Here is an 18,421-nt window from a genome sequence, read left to right on the forward strand (position 1 = left end):
AGAATGCTTATACAACTTTCCATAAAAAATTACGCTTTAATTGAAAGTTTATCTGTAAATTTTCAAGATAATTTATCAATAATTACCGGTGAAACAGGAGCTGGTAAATCAATTTTATTAGGTGCTTTAGGGTTGGTTTTGGGTAAAAGAGCAGACTCTTCAACTTTAAAAGACAGTTCAAAAAAATGTATAATTGAAGCTAAGTTTTCAATTTTAAATTATCAATTGCAATCTTTTTTTGAAGAAAAAGATTTAGATTTTGAAGAAGAAACCATTATTAGACGTGAAATTTTACCAAGTGGAAAATCACGGGCTTTTATTAACGATACTCCAACTACAGTTCAAACATTACAGTTGCTTAGTGAAAAACTAATAGATGTGCATTCGCAACACCAAACTGTACAGTTGGCCGATGGAGATTTTCAGTTTTATATAATTGATGCATTGGCAAATAATTCAGAAAAAATTGCATCTTATAAAAGAGGGTTACTTATTTTTAATAAGTTGCAAAGAGAGTTAAAAATACTGAAAAAACAACAAGAAGCAGCTAAAGAACAGTATGAATATAATTTGCATTTATTTACAGAATTAGAGAAAGCAAATTTAAAGATAGATGAACAGGAAACTTTAGAGCAACAGTTAGATAAAGAAAATAATATTGAAGAGATAAAATTAAATTTAACAGAGGCACAAGCATTAGCTTTAAATGAAGAGATTGGAATGCAGGCTTTGTTGGTTTCGTTTACAACTAATTTAAATAAAATTCACTCTTTTTCTTCAGAATATAAAGAACTTTATGAAAGGGTTTTAAGTTTAAAAATTGAATTAGATGATGTAATTTCAGAAATTGAAAATTTAAACGAAAATGTTGATTTTGATCCCTTAGAATTAGAAAAATTAAATGATAGATTACAACTAATCTATAATTTACAAAAAAAGCATACTGTAAATTCTATTGCAGAATTATTAGAAATTAAAGAAGCGCTTTCTGTTAAAGTAGATGCAGTTCAAAATTCTTCTTCGGAAATAGAAGCTAAAGAGGTTGAGATAAAAAATGTTGCGGCTAAGATAGATAAATTGGCAACTTCCATTTTTAATGAACGTAAAAAGGCAATTCCAGTTTTAATAAAAAAATTAGAATCTATTCTTTCTAATTTAGGAATGGAAAATACCAGATTTCAATTTAAAATTAATCAGACTAAAAATTATTATTCTAACGGAAAAGACGAATTACATTTGTTAATTTCTGCTAATAAAGGAGTTAATTTTGGAGAGCTTAAAAAAGTAGCGTCTGGTGGAGAATTATCTAGAATAATGTTAGCTGTAAAAGCAATACTATCGGAATATTCTAAACTGCCAACTATAATTTTTGATGAAATAGATACAGGTGTTTCTGGAGATGTTTCTCAAAAAATGGCTGATATTATGCAACAAATGAGTGTTAATATGCAGGTGATTACCATAACACACTTACCTCAAATAGCAGCAAAAGGGCAACAACATTATAAAGTATTTAAAGAAGATATTAACAATAATATAATTACACAGTTAAAGCAATTAGATGTAAATGAGCGTATTAAAGAAATTGCAGAAATGTTAAGTGGTAAAAATATTTCAGAAACCGCAATTGAACACGCAAAACAATTGTTAAATTAAGAATTTACTATATTTGCACACAATTAAATTAAATCGAAATAACATTAAAATTATGTATAATTTATTAAAAGGTAAAAAAGGTATTATTTTCGGGGCGTTAGATTCAAAATCAATTGCTTGGAAAGTTGCGGAAAGAGCACATGAAGAAGGAGCAACATTTGTTTTAACAAATGCACCAGTTGCAATGCGCTTTGGAACAATTTCAGAATTGGCTGAAAAAACAGGTTCTCAAGTAATACCAGCCGATGCAACATCTTTAGAAGATTTGGAAAACTTAGTTGAAAAATCTGTTGAAATTTTAGGTGGTAAAATTGATTTCGTATTGCACTCAATAGGTATGTCTGTTAATGTGCGTAAAGGAAATCATTATACAGAGCAAGATTATAATTATACAAAAACAGGTTTTGATGTTTCTGCATTATCTTTTCATAGAGTTATGAGTGTATTGTATAAAAAAGATGCAATGAACGAGTGGGGAAGTATTGTAGCATTATCTTATATGGCTGCACAACGTGTTTTTCCAGATTATAACGATATGGCAGATAATAAAGCTTATTTAGAATCTATTGCTCGTAGTTTTGGTTATTTCTTTGGACGCGATAAAAACGTAAGAGTAAATACAATTTCACAATCACCAACACCAACAACTGCTGGAAATGGTGTAAAAGGTTTTGATGGGTTTATTGCTTACGCAGAAAAAATGTCGCCTCTTGGAAATGCAACCGCATTAGAATGTGCAGATTATACAATCTCAATGTTTTCAGATTTAACTAAAAAAGTAACACTTCAAAATTTATATCACGATGGTGGGTTCTCAAATATGGGAGTAAGTGATGCTATTATGGGTAATTTTATGGAAACTTTCGAGTCTGAAAAAGGAGAATAAAAATAAACGAATATAGATTTATTAAAAAAAGCGAAGATTTAAAAATTTTCGCTTTTTTTATGAAATAAAATCAGATATTTAAAGCTTTAGTTTGAATTAGCTATTTTAAAATCTGTAAATTTGAAATTCTAAAAAAAATAATTTGTGGAACTACAATTTTCTATAATTATACCTGTTTATAACCGTCCTCAAGAAATTGATGAATTGTTGCAGAGTTTAACCAAACAAACTTATCAAAAAAGTTTTGAAATTATTGTTGTTGAAGATGGTTCTAATTTAAAATCTGATGAAATTGTAAAGAAATATTCAGATCAACTTAACTTAAACTATTTTTTTAAGCCAAATAGTGGAGCAGGAGCAAGTAGAAATTTTGGAATGCAAAAAGCAACCGGAAACTACTTTGTTATTTTTGACTCCGATTGTATTATTCCTGCAAATTATTTAGTTGAAGTTGAAAAAGCTTTAACTAAAAATTATACCGATGCTTTTGGTGGAGCAGATGCAGCTCATGAATCTTTTACAGCAATACAAAAAGCTATAAATTATAGTATGACTTCTTTTTTTACCACAGGAGGTATTCGTGGTAGTAAAAAAGCAGTTGATAAATTTCAGCCAAGAAGTTTTAATTTAGGAATTTCTAAAAATGCTTTTGAAACAACCAAGGGATTTAGTATGATGAAAATTGGTGAAGATATAGATTTAACCTTTAGACTTTGGGAGCATAAATTTGAAACACAATTTATTGAAAATGCTTTTGTGTTTCATAAAAGAAGGGCAACATTTAAACAATTTTTTAAACAAACCTTTGCATTTGGAAAAGGAAGGCCTTTTTTAAATAGAAAATATCCTAAGACAGCAAAAATAACCTATTGGTTTCCTTCGGTATTTATTTTAGCATTTATTTTTTCAATGCTTTTATTGCTGTTTAACGTAAAAATAGTTGCACTGTTTTTTGGCATTTATTTTACAATACTATTTGTAGATTCTCTTTTGAAAAATAAAAACTTAGGAGTTGCTTTGTTGAGTATAATTACTACGTTAATACAATTTACTGGTTATGGTTTTGGATTTTTAAAAGGGTTGATTGTAACTGAGTAGTTTGTTGTTAAATAGTTATTAGATAAAAAAAATCCAGAAATTTTTACAAAATCTGGATTTTAATAGTTTTAATAAAGTTGAAAATTATTCTTCAATCTTTTTTGTGCCTTTGCTAATTTTAATAGTTAGTTCTGATGTTTCTTTGTTTAAATCCATAAAAATAGTATCGCCTTCATTTAGTTTAGAATTTACTATTTCTTCAGCTAAAGCATCTTCAATATATTTTTGAATAGCACGTTTTAAAGGTCTAGCTCCATATTGTTTGTCAAAACCTTTGTCTGCAATATAATCTTTGGCTTCATCGGTTAGTATTAATTTATAACCTAAATCTTCAATACGGTTAACTAATTTTTTAAGTTCTATATCAATTATTGAGTGAATATCTTCACGTTCTAAAGCATTAAATACAATTACATCATCAATTCTATTTAAAAATTCAGGTGCAAAAGATTTTTTAAGCGCACTTTCTATTACTTTTTTAGCATTTTCATCTGCTTGTTGTTTTTTAGAAGCAGTTCCAAAGCCAACACCAGTTCCAAAGTCTTTTAACTGACGAGAACCAATATTAGAAGTCATTATAATAATAGTATTTCTAAAGTCAACTTTTCTTCCAAGGCTATCTGTAATATGTCCATCGTCTAAAATTTGTAATAACATATTAAAAACATCTGGATGTGCTTTTTCAATTTCATCTAATAGAACAACAGCGTATGGTTTGCGTCTTATTTTTTCAGTTAGTTGCCCACCTTCTTCATACCCAACATATCCAGGAGGTGCACCAATTAAACGAGAAATTGCAAATTTTTCCATATACTCGCTCATATCAATTCTTACTAAGGCCTCTTCATTGTCGAAGAGCTCAGTTGCCAATACTTTAGCTAACTGTGTTTTACCTACACCTGTTTGACCTAAAAATATAAATGAACCGATTGGTTTGTTTGGGTCTTTTAGTCCAACTCTGTTACGTTGAATTGCTTTTACCACTTTAGAAACAGCTTCGTCTTGACCAATAACTTTTCCTTTAATTAAGTTAGGAAGGTCGTGTAATCTGTGGCTTTCTGCTTCGGCAACTCTATTTACAGGAATTCCAGTCATCATAGAAACTACTTCAGCAACATTATCTTCAGTAACAATTTCACGATTTAATTTAGAGGTTTCTTCCCATTTTTTTTGTTCTTCTTGTAATAGACTTTCAACACGTTTTTCATCATCTCTTAGTCTTGCTGCTTCTTCATATTTTTGACCGTTAACAGCTTTGGTTTTATCAACTTTAATAGTTTCTAGTTCTTTTTCAAGTTGCAATACTTCTTTTGGAACTACAATATTTGTAATATGAATACGTGATCCGGCTTCATCCATAGCATCAATAGCTTTATCTGGAAGGAAACGATCGGTCATGTATCTATTTGTTAATTTTACACAAGCTTCAATAGCATCAGAAGTAAAATCTACGTTGTGATGGTCTTCGTATTTATCTTTAATATTATTTAATATTTGAATGGTTTCTTCAATAGATGTTGGTTCTATTATTACTTTTTGAAATCTTCTTTCTAAAGCTCCATCTTTTTCAATATTTGTTCTAAATTCATCTAAAGTAGTTGCTCCAATACATTGTATTTCTCCACGTGCCAATGCTGGTTTTAACATGTTTGAAGCGTCTAAAGAACCGGTAGCTCCACCTGCACCAACTATGGTATGAATTTCATCAATAAATAAAATAATATCTTCATTTTTTTCTAATTCATTCATTAAAGCTTTCATACGTTCTTCAAACTGACCTCTATATTTTGTGCCAGCAACTAAACTAGCTAAGTCTAAAGATATAATACGTTTGTTAAATAAAATACGAGAAACTTTGCGTTGAATAATACGTAAAGCCAAACCTTCTGCAATGGCAGATTTACCAACTCCAGGTTCACCAATTAACATTGGGTTATTCTTTTTTCTACGGCTTAAAATTTGAGAGACACGCTCTATTTCTTTTTTTCTACCAACTACAGGGTCTAAGTTTCCTTCTTCAGCTAAACGAGTTAAATCACGTCCAAAATTATCTAAAACAGGTGTTTTAGACTTCTTTTGAGGAGTTTGTTCACCTTTAGGATGTTCAAAAGGATTTGATCTAGAAGATTCAAAATCATCATCCGATTTGTTTTCGGCTTTAGGTAGCTCTATTTCGTCATTAACAAATAGTTGCTTATAAACCGTTTTTACATCTTCGTATGTAGCATCAAAATTGTTTAATAATTTTGTTGTAGGATCGTTTTCATTACGTAAAATACAAAGTAGTAAATGTGCGGTATTTACAGATTCACTTTGGTATAGTTTAGCTTCTAAAAAGGTTGTTTTTAACGCCTTTTCAGCTTGTCTAGTTAGGCGTAAGCTTTTCTTTTCAATAGAAGGATTTTCTAATATTAAATTTTTAGGGCTTAAGCCTTCGATTTTTTTACGTAAATGATCTAAATTTATAGCTAATGAGTTTAAAATATCTATTGCCTTTCCAGTTCCTTTACGAATTAGACCTAACATTAAATGCTCGGTTCCAATAAAATCATGACCCAAGCGTAGTGCCTCTTCTTTGCTGTATGCAATTACATCTTTAACTTTTGGTGAAAAATTATCGTCCATTATATTGTGTTTATATTGTAAAATTAACTGATTTTTTTCTTTTTATAGCGCAAAAACAGCACCACTTTTTAAATATTTATAAAGTATGTAGTTTTTATGGTCTTTATTTATTTGTTTATCAGTTGTTTAAGTGTTGTTTTTGTTAACTTTGTATTGTTGATAAAAAATCAAAAAACAACCTGACAATTTGGGTGTTAAAAAATGAAATATCGTATATTGCTTTGTTAAAAAAATACACTAAAATAAATTAAAAACACATGGCAGAAGGAGAAAAACTGATACCTATTAATATAGAAGATGAAATGAAATCTGCGTACATTGATTATTCAATGTCAGTGATTGTTTCAAGAGCATTACCAGATGTGCGAGATGGTTTAAAACCAGTACATAGAAGGGTTCTTTATGGAATGCATGAATTAGGTATTAAAGCTACAGGTTCATATAAAAAATCAGCAAGAGTTGTTGGGGAAGTACTTGGTAAGTACCACCCACATGGTGATACTTCGGTATACGATTCTATGGTGCGTATGGCTCAAGATTGGAGCGTGCGTTATATGATGGTAGATGGTCAAGGTAACTTTGGATCTGTTGATGGTGATAGCCCAGCAGCAATGCGTTATACTGAGGTGCGTATGCAAAAAATATCTGAAGAAATGCTTTCAGATATAGAAAAAGACACTGTAGATCATAAATTAAATTTTGATGATACTTTAAACGAACCAACAGTTTTACCAACTAGAATTCCAAATTTATTGGTAAACGGAGCTTCTGGTATCGCAGTAGGTATGGCTACAAATATGGCGCCTCATAATTTAACCGAAGTAATAAACGGAACTTTAGCATATATAGATAATCGAGAAATTGAGGTTTCAGAATTAATGCAATATATTAAGGCTCCAGATTTTCCTACCGGAGGTATTATTTATGGTTATGAAGGCGTAAAAGAAGCCTTTGAGACTGGAAGAGGACGAATTGTAATACGTGCTAAAGCTTCTATTGAAGAAGTAAAAGGTAGAGAATGTATTATAGTTACTGAAATTCCATACCAAGTTAACAAAGCAGATATGATTAAAAAAACTGCAGACTTAGTTAACGAGAAAAAATTAGAAGGTATTGCTAATATTAGAGACGAATCCGATAGAAATGGAATGCGTATTGTTTATGTATTAAAACGAGATGCAATTCCTAATATTGTATTAAATAAACTATATAAATATACTGCGTTACAAACTTCTTTTAGTGTTAATAATATTGCATTAGTAAATGGACGCCCAGAACAACTAAACCTAAAACAACTAATACATTATTTTGTTGAACATAGACATGAAGTAATTGTTAGAAGAACCGAATTTGAGCTTAAAAAAGCAGAGGCTAGAGCACATATTTTAGAAGGTTTAATTATTGCAAGTGATAATATAGATGAAGTAATTAAAATAATTAGAGCATCTAATAATGCTGATGAAGCTAGAGAAAGTTTAATGACACGTTTTGAGCTTACAGAAATTCAAGCAAAAGCAATTGTAGAAATGCGTTTGCGTCAATTAACTGGACTAGAGCAAGATAAATTACGTGCAGAATATGATGAAATTATTAAAACTATTGAAGATTTAAAAGATATTTTATCAAATGAAATTAGACGTTACAGTATTATTAAAGAAGAATTAGAAGCTATTAGAGATAAATATGGTGATGATCGTAGATCTATAATAGAATATGCTGGAGGAGATTTATCTATTGAAGATATGATTCCTAACTCTAAAGTAATTGTAACAATTTCTCACGCAGGTTATGTAAAACGTACAAACTTAGACGAATATAAAGTTCAAAATAGAGGAGGACGTGGTCAAAAAGGAGTAGCTACTAGAAATGAAGATTTCTTAGAGCATTTATTTTTGGGTACCAACCACCAATACATGTTATTCTTTACTCAAAAAGGAAAAGTATTTTGGATGCGTGTTTACGAAATTCCTGAAGGAAGTAAAACTTCAAAAGGTAGAGCACTTGTTAATTTAATAAATTTAGAACAAGACGATAAAGTAAAAGCATTCTTGGTTACAGAAGATTTAAAGAATGAAGAATATGTTAATAATCATTATGTGATTATGGCAACCAAAAAAGGTCAAGTTAAAAAAACTTCATTAGAACAATATTCAAGACCAAGAACAAATGGAATTAATGCTATTACAATTAAAGACGATGATGAATTGTTAGAAGCAAAATTAACCAATGGAGATAGCCAAGTAATGATGGCTTTAAAATCTGGTAAATCTATTCGTTTTGAAGAAAGTAAAACCAGACCAATGGGAAGAAATGCTTCCGGGGTTCGCGGTATAAGACTAGCAGATGAACAAGATGAAGTTGTTGGAATGGTTGCTGTTAACGATTTAGAAAGTAATATTCTTGTAGTTTCAGAAAACGGTTATGGTAAACGTTCTAGCCTAGAAGATTATAGAATAACAAACCGTGGAGGTAAAGGAGTTAAAACTATAAATGTAACAGAGAAAACAGGAGGTTTAGTTGCAATTAAAAATGTAACCGACGAAGATGATTTAATGATTATTAATAAATCGGGTATTACAATTAGATTGGCTGTTGCAGATTTACGTGTTATGGGACGTGCTACGCAGGGTGTTAAATTAATAAATATTAAAGATAACGACTCAATTGCTGCAGTTGCAAAGGTAGTACATGAAGAAGAAGTTGATGTTAATGAAGAGGAAAATGGCACGGAAATTGAAAACAATAATGATGAGATTACAAATAAAGAATAATTAAGAATAAATCAATTACAATGAAAAAACAATTAATATTTCTGTCTGCTTTTTTAATTAGTATGACAGTATTTGGGCAAAAAAATGAATTAAAAACAGCCGAAAAAGCTATAAAGAATAGCGATTTTTCATCTGCAATGGCAGCAATTAATCAAGCAGAGAGTTTAATTGGTAGTGCAGATCAGAAACTAAAAGCTAAATACTATTATTTAAAAGGTATGGCTTTATATCAAGCAGGAGCTAATTCTAATGTTGAAGAAGTAGGTGATGCTTTTAATGAATTGTTAACGTACGAACAAGAGTCTAATAAGTTTAAGTATTCTAATGAAATAAAAGAATTAATTAACACTTTAGTTCAAAATACAGCAGCAAATGCTTCTAAAAGTTATGAAACTGCTGTTCAAAGTAAATTACCAGAAGACTATGTAAAAGCAGCTGATGGATTTTCACAAGTATATGCTTTAAGTCCTACAGATACTACTTTTTTAGATAATGCAGCGCTGGTTTATTTTATGGGGCAAGATTATGAAAAATCTAAAGAAGCTTATCAAAAATTATTAGATTTAAATTACACGGGTATATCAACCGTTTTTATTGCTAATAATAAAGAAAATGGAGAAGAAGTTGTATATCCAAGTAAAAAAGCAATGGATTTACAAGTTAAATTAGGGATGGCTGAAAACCCAAGAGAAGAGATTAAAGAGTCTAGACGTGAAATGATATTTAAAAACTTAGCACAAAATTATGCTATGTTAGAAGATTCAGAAAAAGCGTTGGAAATTATTGCTGCAGGTAGAGAAGAATTTCCTACTAGTTATTCATTATTAATTGATGAAGCTAATATGTACTATAAAGCAGGAGATAATGATAAGTTTAAAGAAAAATTAGAAGAAGCTATTAGCTTAAATCCTACAGAACCTACTTTATATTATAACGTTGGGGTAATGAATATGAGCCAAGGTAATTTAGATGAAGCTATAAAATCTTTTGAAAAAGCAGTAGAATTAAAACCAGATTATGGAGATGCTTATAATAATATAGGAGCTGCAATTATAGAAAAAGCAACACCAATAATTGATGAGATGAATAAAAGTTTATCTGATTTTGATAAATATGATAGTTTGCAAAAACAACAATTTGAAATTTATAAAGAAGCACTTCCTTATTATGAGAAAGCTTATGAGATAAATTCAGAGAGTTTAAGTGTTATCCAAACTTTAATGGGATTATACGAAAACCTTGAAATGACAGATAAATTAAATGAAATTAAGGCAGTTTACGAAAAATTAAACTAGAATTAAGTTTATAGCATAAAAAAAGCCTCTCGAATTTGAGAGGCTTTTTTTTATATAATTTTTTTAATAACTCGAAGTTTATGAGTATGCTTTTGCAGTTCAAGATTAAATATTCCACTATGGTCTAGCATATCTACTCTAACTTTACCGTGTGCATGTATAATATAATTGTCTTTCATTATTATACCTACATGGGTAATTATTCCTTCACTATCATCAAAAAAAGCTAAATCGCCTGGTTCACTTTCTTCAATAAAACTAAGTACTTCACCTTGTGTTGCTTGTTGCGAAGCATCTCTTAATAATTTATAACCACATAGTTTATAAACCATTTGAGTAAAACCAGAAGAATCTATGCCAAAAGGTGTTTTTCCTCCCCATAAATAAGGCGTATTTAAAAATTTATAGGCAATATCTATAACTGAATTTTTAGGAGATTGGGAATCTAAAATAGCACCTTCATAATAAAATTGGGTATTATTAACTAGAATATTTTTTGAGTCGTAAAAAGGTAAATTAGAGCCTAGGCATACGGTTGCAAAATTGTTGTTATTATCAGTAGCAAAATCAATTAAATCAGCAGCTAAAGTAATAGCAGAAGTGTCTAGTGTTTTATATGTTTCTTCAGAAATTTCTTCGTACTGTTTGTTGTTTATCCAGCCTTCATAATTGTCGAAAGCAATTCTTATTTTGCTCCAATTTTTTCTAGATTCTAGTACTTTAAAATGTTCACCAAATAATAGTTGAGAAACCATTTCAGAAATGTTGTTAGGTTCAATTCTAACAGGGATAATACTTAAATTACAAATACCGTATTGCATAAATATAATTACATTCTTTCAATTACTATTGCACTTGCACCGCCACCTCCATTGCAGATACCGGCAGCACCAATTTTTGCGTTTTTTTGTTCTAATATTGAGGTTAAAGCAATTACAATTCTAGCCCCAGACATTCCTAACGGGTGGCCTAAAGAAACTGCACCACCATTAATATTAACTTTATTGGCGTCTAAACCAAGTAATTTTATGTTAGCTAAACCTACAATAGAAAAAGCTTCGTTTAGTTCAAAATAATCAACATTATTTAGAGATATTTCAGCTTTAGCTAATGCTTTAGGAATTGCTTTTGCAGGTGCTGTTGTAAACCATTTAGGCTCGTTTGCAGCATCTGCATACCCTTTAATTTTAGCTATTGGTTTTAAATTTAGTTCTATAGCTTTCTCTAAACTCATAATAACCAATGCTGCGGCTCCATCATTTAGAGTAGATGCATTTGCAGCTGTTACAGTACCATCTTTATTAAAAACAGGTCTTAATGTTGGTACTTTATCTTTATTAATATTTTTATATTCTTCATCTTCAGAAAAAATAATTGGATTGCCTTTTCTTTGTGGAATTTCAACAGGAATAATTTCATTTTTAAAGTTACCGTTTTCCCAAGCTTTGGCAGATTTATTATAGGATGCTATAGCAAAATTATCTTGATCTTCTCTAGTAAAATTATATTCTGAAGCACATAAATCACCACAAGTACCCATATGTTTTTGGTTGTAAACATCGGTTAAACCATCTAATAAAAGACCATCAACTGCATTTATATTACCTAATTTTGTGGCTTTTCTTCCAGAAATATAATGAGGAATGCTACTCATATTTTCCATACCACCAGCAATTATAATTTCGGCATCACCAGCTTTTATTGCTTGTGTTGCTAGCATAATAGACTTCATTCCAGAAGCGCAAACCTTATTTATAGTTGTGCAAGGAACTGTATTTGGAATACCTGCAAAAATTGCGGCTTGTCTTGCAGGAGCTTGACCGAGACCTGCAGAAATAACATTTCCCATATAAACTTCATCAATTAAAGTTGGGTCTAAGTTTATTTTATTTAAAGCGCCTTTTATTGCAATTGCACCCAATTTTGGTGCAGAAATTGAGGCTAAACTACCTAAAAAACTACCAATAGGAGTGCGTGCTACAGAAACAATTACAACTTCTTTCATAAGTCTATATTTTTATATGGTCAAACTTTAATTTAGCTCTGGTACCTAGTAACATAGCTATTTTTTACCGTATTTAGTTAAAATAGAAATGTTAAGTTTATAGTATTTAATTTGTTATATAATTAATATGCATTCAATAAAATTAATAATTGCGAATTTAATGAAAATTAAGTAATCTTTCGATTTTTAACATAGAGTTTAATTTTGAAAATTAATCGTAATTTACAATCAATGGTTAGCTTTAATAGAAAAAAACTTAGAAAATAAAAATATTTGCAAATGTTATTATAATAATAATTGTTATTTTTGAAATGAAAACGGATACTTCGTGAAAAAAATTATTAATAAATTACTTGTAAACCACTCTTTAATATATAAACTGTTTTTATATATAGCAACTATAACTTTGGTTGTGTATTTGTTTCCAAAAGGAGGCCAGTTTAAATATGAATTTCAAAAAGGAAAACCTTGGGAGTACGAAAATTATTATGCTCCGTTTGATTTTGCAATACAAAAAACAGAAGATGAAATTGCATTAGAAAAGGAGCAAATTAGAGCATCATCAAAACAATTTTATGAATACAATGAGGATATTGCTTTACAAGTAAAAAACACCATTAATTCAAAAGTTGAAGAAGCATTAATTAATGAAGGAATTGATGAAGAAGAAAAGAATAGATTAAGAAATTTAGTTTCTCAAATTATTAATAATGTATACGAGTATGGTTATTTAGAAGTTACCACAGATGTTAAAGATGAGTTTCCGGTAATTACCCTTAGAAGAGGAAATAAGAGTCAAGAAATAGCTATAAACAAGTTATTTAAAACCTCACAAATTTTAAATTTTATTAATTCAAAAATAGGGAATCAACCATTTTCGCAAGAAGAAAACATTATTTTAAATATAATTTATGAAGAATTAAAACCCAATGTGAAATTTGACACTGAATTTACTGAAAGAGTACTGCAAGAAAATTTAAATAAAATTTCCTATACAAAAGGGTTAGTTTCTGAAAATGAAAGGATTATATTTAAAGGAGATATTGTTCAGGGAGAAAATTTAATAATTTTAAACTCTCTTAAAAGCGAATTTGAATCTCAAGTTTGGAGTAAATCTAGTTATAATTGGATTGTTTTTGGTTATACCATATTAGTTGCCTTAGCTTTTTCTATGTTATTACTTTTTTTAAGAAAGTATAGATCAGAAATTTTTGAAAACAATACCAAAGTAACCTTTATATTTTTTAATGTAGTTTTAATTGTATTGTTAATTACTTTAATTGTAAAATATGACGCTAAATATATTTACATAGCACCAATTGTAATTTTACCATTAGTATTAAAAGCATTTTTTGACGCTAGATTAGGTTTATTTACTCACGTATTAACAGTTTTATTATTAGGTTTTATTGTGCCTAATAGTTTTGAGTTTATTTTTCTACAAATTATTGCAGGTATTGTAACAATTTTAACAATTTCAGAATTACATAAAAGAGCCAATTTATTTATATCTGTAGCACAAATTACATTTGTATATTTTATTGCTTATTTTGCTTTTTCAATTATTCAAGAAGGAAATGCTCATAATCTAGATATAGATAAGTTTCTTTATTTTACAATAAACGGAGGTGCTACATTATTTGTCTTACCTTTAATTTATATTTTTGAAAAATTATTTAGTTTAGTTTCAGATGAATCTTTAAAAGAACTTTCTAACACAAATTCTAGCTTATTAAGAGAATTGTCTGAAAAAGCACCCGGAACATTTCAACACTCGTTACAAGTTGCAAATTTAGCAGAAGCATGTGCCATTGAAATTAATGCAAACTCTATGTTAGTTAGAACAGGAGCATTGTATCACGATATTGGTAAAATGATGAATCCAATGTATTTTACAGAAAACCAATCTACAAATGTAAATCCACATAACGAGCTAACACCAAGAGATAGTGCTCAAATAATAATAAACCATATTATTAAGGGAGTAGAATTAGCTAAAAAAAATAGAATACCAGATAGAATTATAGATTTTATAAGAACACATCACGGAACAAGTTTGGTGTATTATTTCTATAAAACAGAAGAAGCTTTAATTGGTGCTGTTCCAGATAAAAAACATTTTCAATATCCAGGACCTATTCCTTTTTCAAAAGAAACAGCAATTTTAATGATGTGCGACTCTGTAGAAGCTGCTTCAAAAAGTATAAAAGAGCCAACAGCACAAGCATTTGATATATTGGTAGAAAAGATTGTAAATAAGCAAATGGAGGAAGGACAATTTATGAATGCAGATATTACTTTTAAAGAGTTACAAATAATTAAAAAGGTGTTAAAGAAGAAGTTAAAGAACATTTACCATCTAAGAATTGAATACCCAGAATAAAATTATATAAAAAACCTTAAAAAAAAGTGAAAAAAGGTTGTGTAAATGCTTTTCAAATGCTACATTTGCACTCGCAAAAATAGGTTCATATACATATTTTTATTGGAGAGGTGCCAGAGTGGTAATGGAGCAGATTGCTAATCTGTCGACGGGTAACTGTCGCCAGGGTTCGAATCCCTGTCTCTCCGCAAAACTAAGATAATCATTTCGGGGTGTAGCGTAGCCCGGTTATCGCGCCACGTTTGGGACGTGGAGGCCGCAGGTTCGAATCCTGCCACCCCGACAACAATTGATAAATTTAAATGACTTATCTTATTTTTTGAAATAATGGTCGCGTAGCTCAGCTGGATAGAGCATCTGCCTTCTAAGCAGACGGTCACAGGTTCGAATCCTGTCGCGATCACTACAACACTTATCAAAAGGTGGTAAAACCTTGTAAATCCAATGATTTACAAGGTTTTGTAGTTTTAGGTCCATCATATAATTTGATATAAAAGGTTCACAAATCGGTCAACAAAATATAAATTCAAAAATGTTGACCGAATTTTAGCTAGAAGCATTGAAAGCACTAGGTTTTCTAATTTTTATCTAAAGAAATTAATAACTGAATTAAATCAAATATTTTAACAGATTGGTCAACAAAAAAGCTAATTTCTAAAAGGTAGTATTTATTATAGTTGATTTGACTTTCGTCTAAATAAAGTTTAACATTTAAAAAGACGATAACTATGAAAACTTCAACCACATTTTCAATCCTTATTTGGGTAAACACTTCACGTGTAAAAGATAATCAGGCAAAATTATTTGCTCGAGTAACAGTTAATCAAAAACGTGTTAGCATTAGTTTAAAAAGAAGTGTAGATATTTCTACCTGGGATAAAAGCAAATCTCAAGTAAAAGGAAACACTCAAAAGGCGAGAATTACAAATAGTTATATTCAACAGGTAAAGGCGAAACTCTTCCAAAGTTATCAATTCTTGAAGTTAGAAGGAAAGCTAATAACTGCTCAGGCGATTAAATCAAATTTTTTAAGTGAAGATGAGGTGTATAAATCAATGGAAGATTTAATTACTTATCATAATGAAAAAATGGCTTGTAAACTTCATAAAGATACAATGAGGAATTACAAATCAAGTCAGAATTATTTAAGGAAGTTTATTAAAAAGGAGTACAAAACAAACAATGTTTATTTAAAAGATTTAAACTATTCATTTGTAATAGGATTTGAAGATTTTTTACGTTCGTACCAGCCAATAGACCACCAAAGAAAAATTGGGAATAATACCGTAATGAAACATATTCAACGGTTAAGAAAAATGGTTACAATGGCATTTAAAATGGAGTGGATTGTTAGAGATCCTTTTGTAAAGTTCAAATCGTTATTTATTAAAAGTAAAAGAGAATTTTTGTCAGAGGAAGATTTACAGTTGTTAGAAGAATTTACCAGTTCAATTAATAGATTAGAATTAGTAAGAGATTTATTTGTTTTTAGTTGTTATACAGGTATTGCATATATAGATATTCCAAAACATCATACATATAAACTACAGATCAATCTTAAACTATTTTATTAATAGAAGTACAAATGCTTCAGCTGAATTCTTTCAATGCGAAGGTTAAAGCTTTTAGAAGTCAATTTAGAGGTATCAAAAATGTAGAATTCTTTCTTTTTAGATTAACCAGAATTTTTGTCTAAACACAACAATTAGGAATGATCCTTTATTTGGCATCAAATAAAATGTGTAAAAACAAAAAACACTGATAATCATAAGATTAACAGTGTTTTGGCTTGACCTATTTCTAGGTTCGTCGGGGTGGCAGGCTCAACCACCTTTTTGTACTACACTGTTAAACAGTTATTTATATTGTTTCCTGTAATTATGCACACCTAATTGCACACTAAAGTCAAAAAAGAACTATTTAAAAACAAAATTTGCTTGTCTTTCTTAGTATAAAGATACAAATTATATTAATAGTCTGAAGATTAATATATATGAAAGTTATTTGAATCCTTTCTTATGTAAACAAAAGATTATCGAATTGAATGATCTCTAATAAGTTGACCAAATAATTTTCAAGCCTTTCCATTTTGCACACTATTGATTTGCCTCATCGGTCGCTTTAGCTAATGGATTTCTAATAAAATATGTTAGTGAGATAGAAGATTTTAGGTTATTAATAATTATATAACATTATGCTAAAGTTTTAGTAGCAAAGAATGTGATGATAGAGTTTATAAAAATATTAAGTATTAAAAAAAGAGAGTTCTAATAACTATATTAGAAAGAATAAACAGCTTACTATCTTAAATCTAGGTGAATACGGTTTTACCGTAATTAATATTCTTTGCATCCATTTAATTTTGAATTATTGAATTAAAAATTAAGTGTAAAGGTGCATTATTCTTTAAAGAAATATAAATATGTAATTGTTGATTCTCAACCCGATGCAATTGTGGAGTTGCAGAATCATATGAAAGATTATGGACAGTATGTTTGTGTGGGAGTTGCAAAAAACAGCGAGGAAGCTATTCATATAATTATTGATAAAACTCCAAACCTTGTTTTTTTCGACCCAGAAATAATGGTTCAAGGAGTTAAAGAATGTTCCTTTGGTATAATTTCTGAAACATATCAATTATTAAAAAGATTACCTCATTTTATTGCAATGAGTAATTCTACAGCCCTATCCTATAAAGCTATAAAAAAAGGAGTGTTTGATTATCTTTTGAAACCATTCAATTATTATGAATGTAAAAAGGCATTAATTCGTTTTGAAAACACACAGCCAGAAGCGGAGATTATATGCATTAAATCTTTTACGGAATATAGATTTATGGAATTAAATGATATTATTTACTTAAAGGCTGACAATAACACTACAGATTTCTTTTTAAAAGATGGTACTATGGTTACTTCCTTTAATACATTAAAACACTTTGAAGTTGAACTCCCTAATACATTTGCTCGTATTCATAAAAGCTATATTATAAATATGATGCATTTAACAAAAATCCATTTTAGCAAATTTCAATGTTCCTTAAAGCATACCAATATCTTTATCCCTTTTTCAAAATCTTTAAAATCTAAAATGATGGAAATTAAAGATCTTATGATGAATGGGTTTATTGAAAATACCGCACAATCAATAAAATCTGCATAATCCATTTACCCCTTTAATTACGCTAATTACTAACCCCATCAATCCACTTACAATTCAATATTTAATTTCTTTTTATCTTAGATTTCTTTAGCATATTTTTGAAGTGTACTAAAAGATAAATCAATTGTTTTGATTTATTTATAGAAGCTTCAAAAACTTGAAATTAAGAATGTAAACAAATAAGGGAAAATTAGTTTTCATTTTCTATTTCAACCAATGTCAATGTATTCCCACATTGATTAGTTCACGTCACCCTAAAAATAATATCAACCCATTAAAAATGTTGGGAGGGAGACAATTGTCTAATTTTTTAAGAAATAAATAATGAAAACTATAAAATTTATATCAGTTTTAATGCTATGTAGTACGCTTTTTATCTCATGTACTAACAACGAATCTGATGAGGAAATGCAATCTCTAATTGATTTACAAAAAATAGCTGAGGATGGTGATGCTGGAGAAGATCCAATAGTGCTTTCACCTCCACCTCCACCTCCAGCTGAATAAAATAATAAATTTAAAACCTCTTCTATTATTGAT

12 protein-coding genes and 3 tRNA genes are annotated in these 18,421 nt (G+C 29.4%); 12 read left to right on the forward strand and 3 right to left on the reverse strand.

What is annotated here, in order from left to right; genetic code table 11:
- Positions 1-3 precede the first annotated feature (3 nt).
- The 3 genes from recN to MKD41_RS00120 all read left to right on the forward strand — a co-directional run bounded on the left by recN (position 4) and on the right by MKD41_RS00120 (position 3,640).
- Positions 4-1,656 (forward strand): DNA repair protein RecN, encoded by a 1,653-nt coding sequence (gene recN, locus MKD41_RS00110; protein WP_240243426.1) that lies wholly within the window; start codon positions 4-6, stop codon positions 1,654-1,656.
- 49 nt (positions 1,657-1,705) lie between these two features.
- Positions 1,706-2,542 (forward strand): enoyl-ACP reductase FabI, encoded by an 837-nt coding sequence (locus tag MKD41_RS00115; protein ID WP_240245057.1) that lies wholly within the window; start codon positions 1,706-1,708, stop codon positions 2,540-2,542.
- 144 nt (positions 2,543-2,686) lie between these two features.
- Positions 2,687-3,640, forward strand: coding sequence for a glycosyltransferase (locus MKD41_RS00120; protein WP_240243427.1), 954 nt, complete (start codon positions 2,687-2,689; stop codon positions 3,638-3,640).
- An 84-nt stretch (positions 3,641-3,724) separates the two neighbouring features.
- On the opposite strand, the gene MKD41_RS00125 is transcribed toward MKD41_RS00120, so the two are convergent.
- On the reverse strand, positions 3,725-6,265 hold the full coding sequence (locus MKD41_RS00125; RefSeq protein WP_240243428.1) for an ATP-dependent Clp protease ATP-binding subunit: 2,541 nt from the start codon (positions 6,263-6,265) through the stop codon (positions 3,725-3,727).
- Between the two features lie 257 nt (positions 6,266-6,522).
- Here MKD41_RS00125 and gyrA point away from each other — a divergent pair, with 257 nt between their 5' ends.
- Both gyrA and MKD41_RS00135 read left to right on the forward strand, forming a co-directional pair.
- Positions 6,523-9,036 carry a DNA gyrase subunit A gene (gene gyrA, locus MKD41_RS00130; protein ID WP_240243429.1) on the forward strand — a complete coding sequence of 838 codons (2,514 nt, stop codon included), beginning with the start codon at positions 6,523-6,525 and terminating at the stop codon, positions 9,034-9,036.
- 20 nt (positions 9,037-9,056) lie between these two features.
- Positions 9,057-10,331: a tetratricopeptide repeat protein gene (locus MKD41_RS00135; RefSeq protein ID WP_240243430.1), complete on the forward strand. Its 1,275-nt coding sequence runs from the start codon at positions 9,057-9,059 to the stop codon at positions 10,329-10,331.
- A 50-nt stretch (positions 10,332-10,381) separates the two neighbouring features.
- On the opposite strand, the gene MKD41_RS00140 is transcribed toward MKD41_RS00135, so the two are convergent.
- Entirely contained in the window at positions 10,382-11,152 is a 771-nt protein-coding gene (locus MKD41_RS00140; RefSeq protein ID WP_240243431.1) for a C40 family peptidase, read from the reverse strand.
- Between the two features lie 8 nt (positions 11,153-11,160).
- Positions 11,161-12,336: an acetyl-CoA C-acyltransferase gene (locus MKD41_RS00145; RefSeq protein ID WP_240243432.1), complete on the reverse strand. Its 1,176-nt coding sequence runs from the start codon at positions 12,334-12,336 to the stop codon at positions 11,161-11,163.
- Positions 12,337-12,664: 328 nt separating this feature from the next.
- On the opposite strand from MKD41_RS00145, the gene MKD41_RS00150 reads away from it, so the two are divergent.
- From MKD41_RS00150 to MKD41_RS00185, 7 genes are all read left to right on the forward strand, one after another.
- Positions 12,665-14,719, forward strand: coding sequence for an HD family phosphohydrolase (locus tag MKD41_RS00150; RefSeq protein ID WP_240243433.1), 2,055 nt, complete (start codon positions 12,665-12,667; stop codon positions 14,717-14,719).
- A gap of 104 nt (positions 14,720-14,823) precedes the next feature.
- Positions 14,824-14,907 (forward strand) — tRNA-Ser (locus MKD41_RS00155).
- A 20-nt stretch (positions 14,908-14,927) separates the two neighbouring features.
- Positions 14,928-15,002, forward strand: a tRNA-Pro gene (locus MKD41_RS00160).
- Between the two features lie 46 nt (positions 15,003-15,048).
- Positions 15,049-15,122, forward strand: a tRNA-Arg gene (locus MKD41_RS00165).
- 325 nt (positions 15,123-15,447) lie between these two features.
- Positions 15,448-16,293, forward strand: coding sequence for a site-specific integrase (locus tag MKD41_RS00170; RefSeq protein WP_240243434.1), 846 nt, complete (start codon positions 15,448-15,450; stop codon positions 16,291-16,293).
- An 820-nt stretch (positions 16,294-17,113) separates the two neighbouring features.
- Positions 17,114-17,881 carry a LytR/AlgR family response regulator transcription factor gene (locus tag MKD41_RS00180; protein ID WP_240243435.1) on the forward strand — a complete coding sequence of 256 codons (768 nt, stop codon included), beginning with the start codon at positions 17,114-17,116 and terminating at the stop codon, positions 17,879-17,881.
- A 324-nt stretch (positions 17,882-18,205) separates the two neighbouring features.
- Complete coding sequence (locus tag MKD41_RS00185; RefSeq protein WP_240243436.1) at positions 18,206-18,388, forward strand: hypothetical protein; 183 nt, start codon at positions 18,206-18,208, stop codon at positions 18,386-18,388.
- Positions 18,389-18,421: the final 33 nt, after the last annotated feature.

It is taken from the genome of Lutibacter sp. A64 (genome assembly GCF_022429565.1).
Classification (GTDB): Bacteria; Bacteroidota; Bacteroidia; order Flavobacteriales; family Flavobacteriaceae; genus Lutibacter.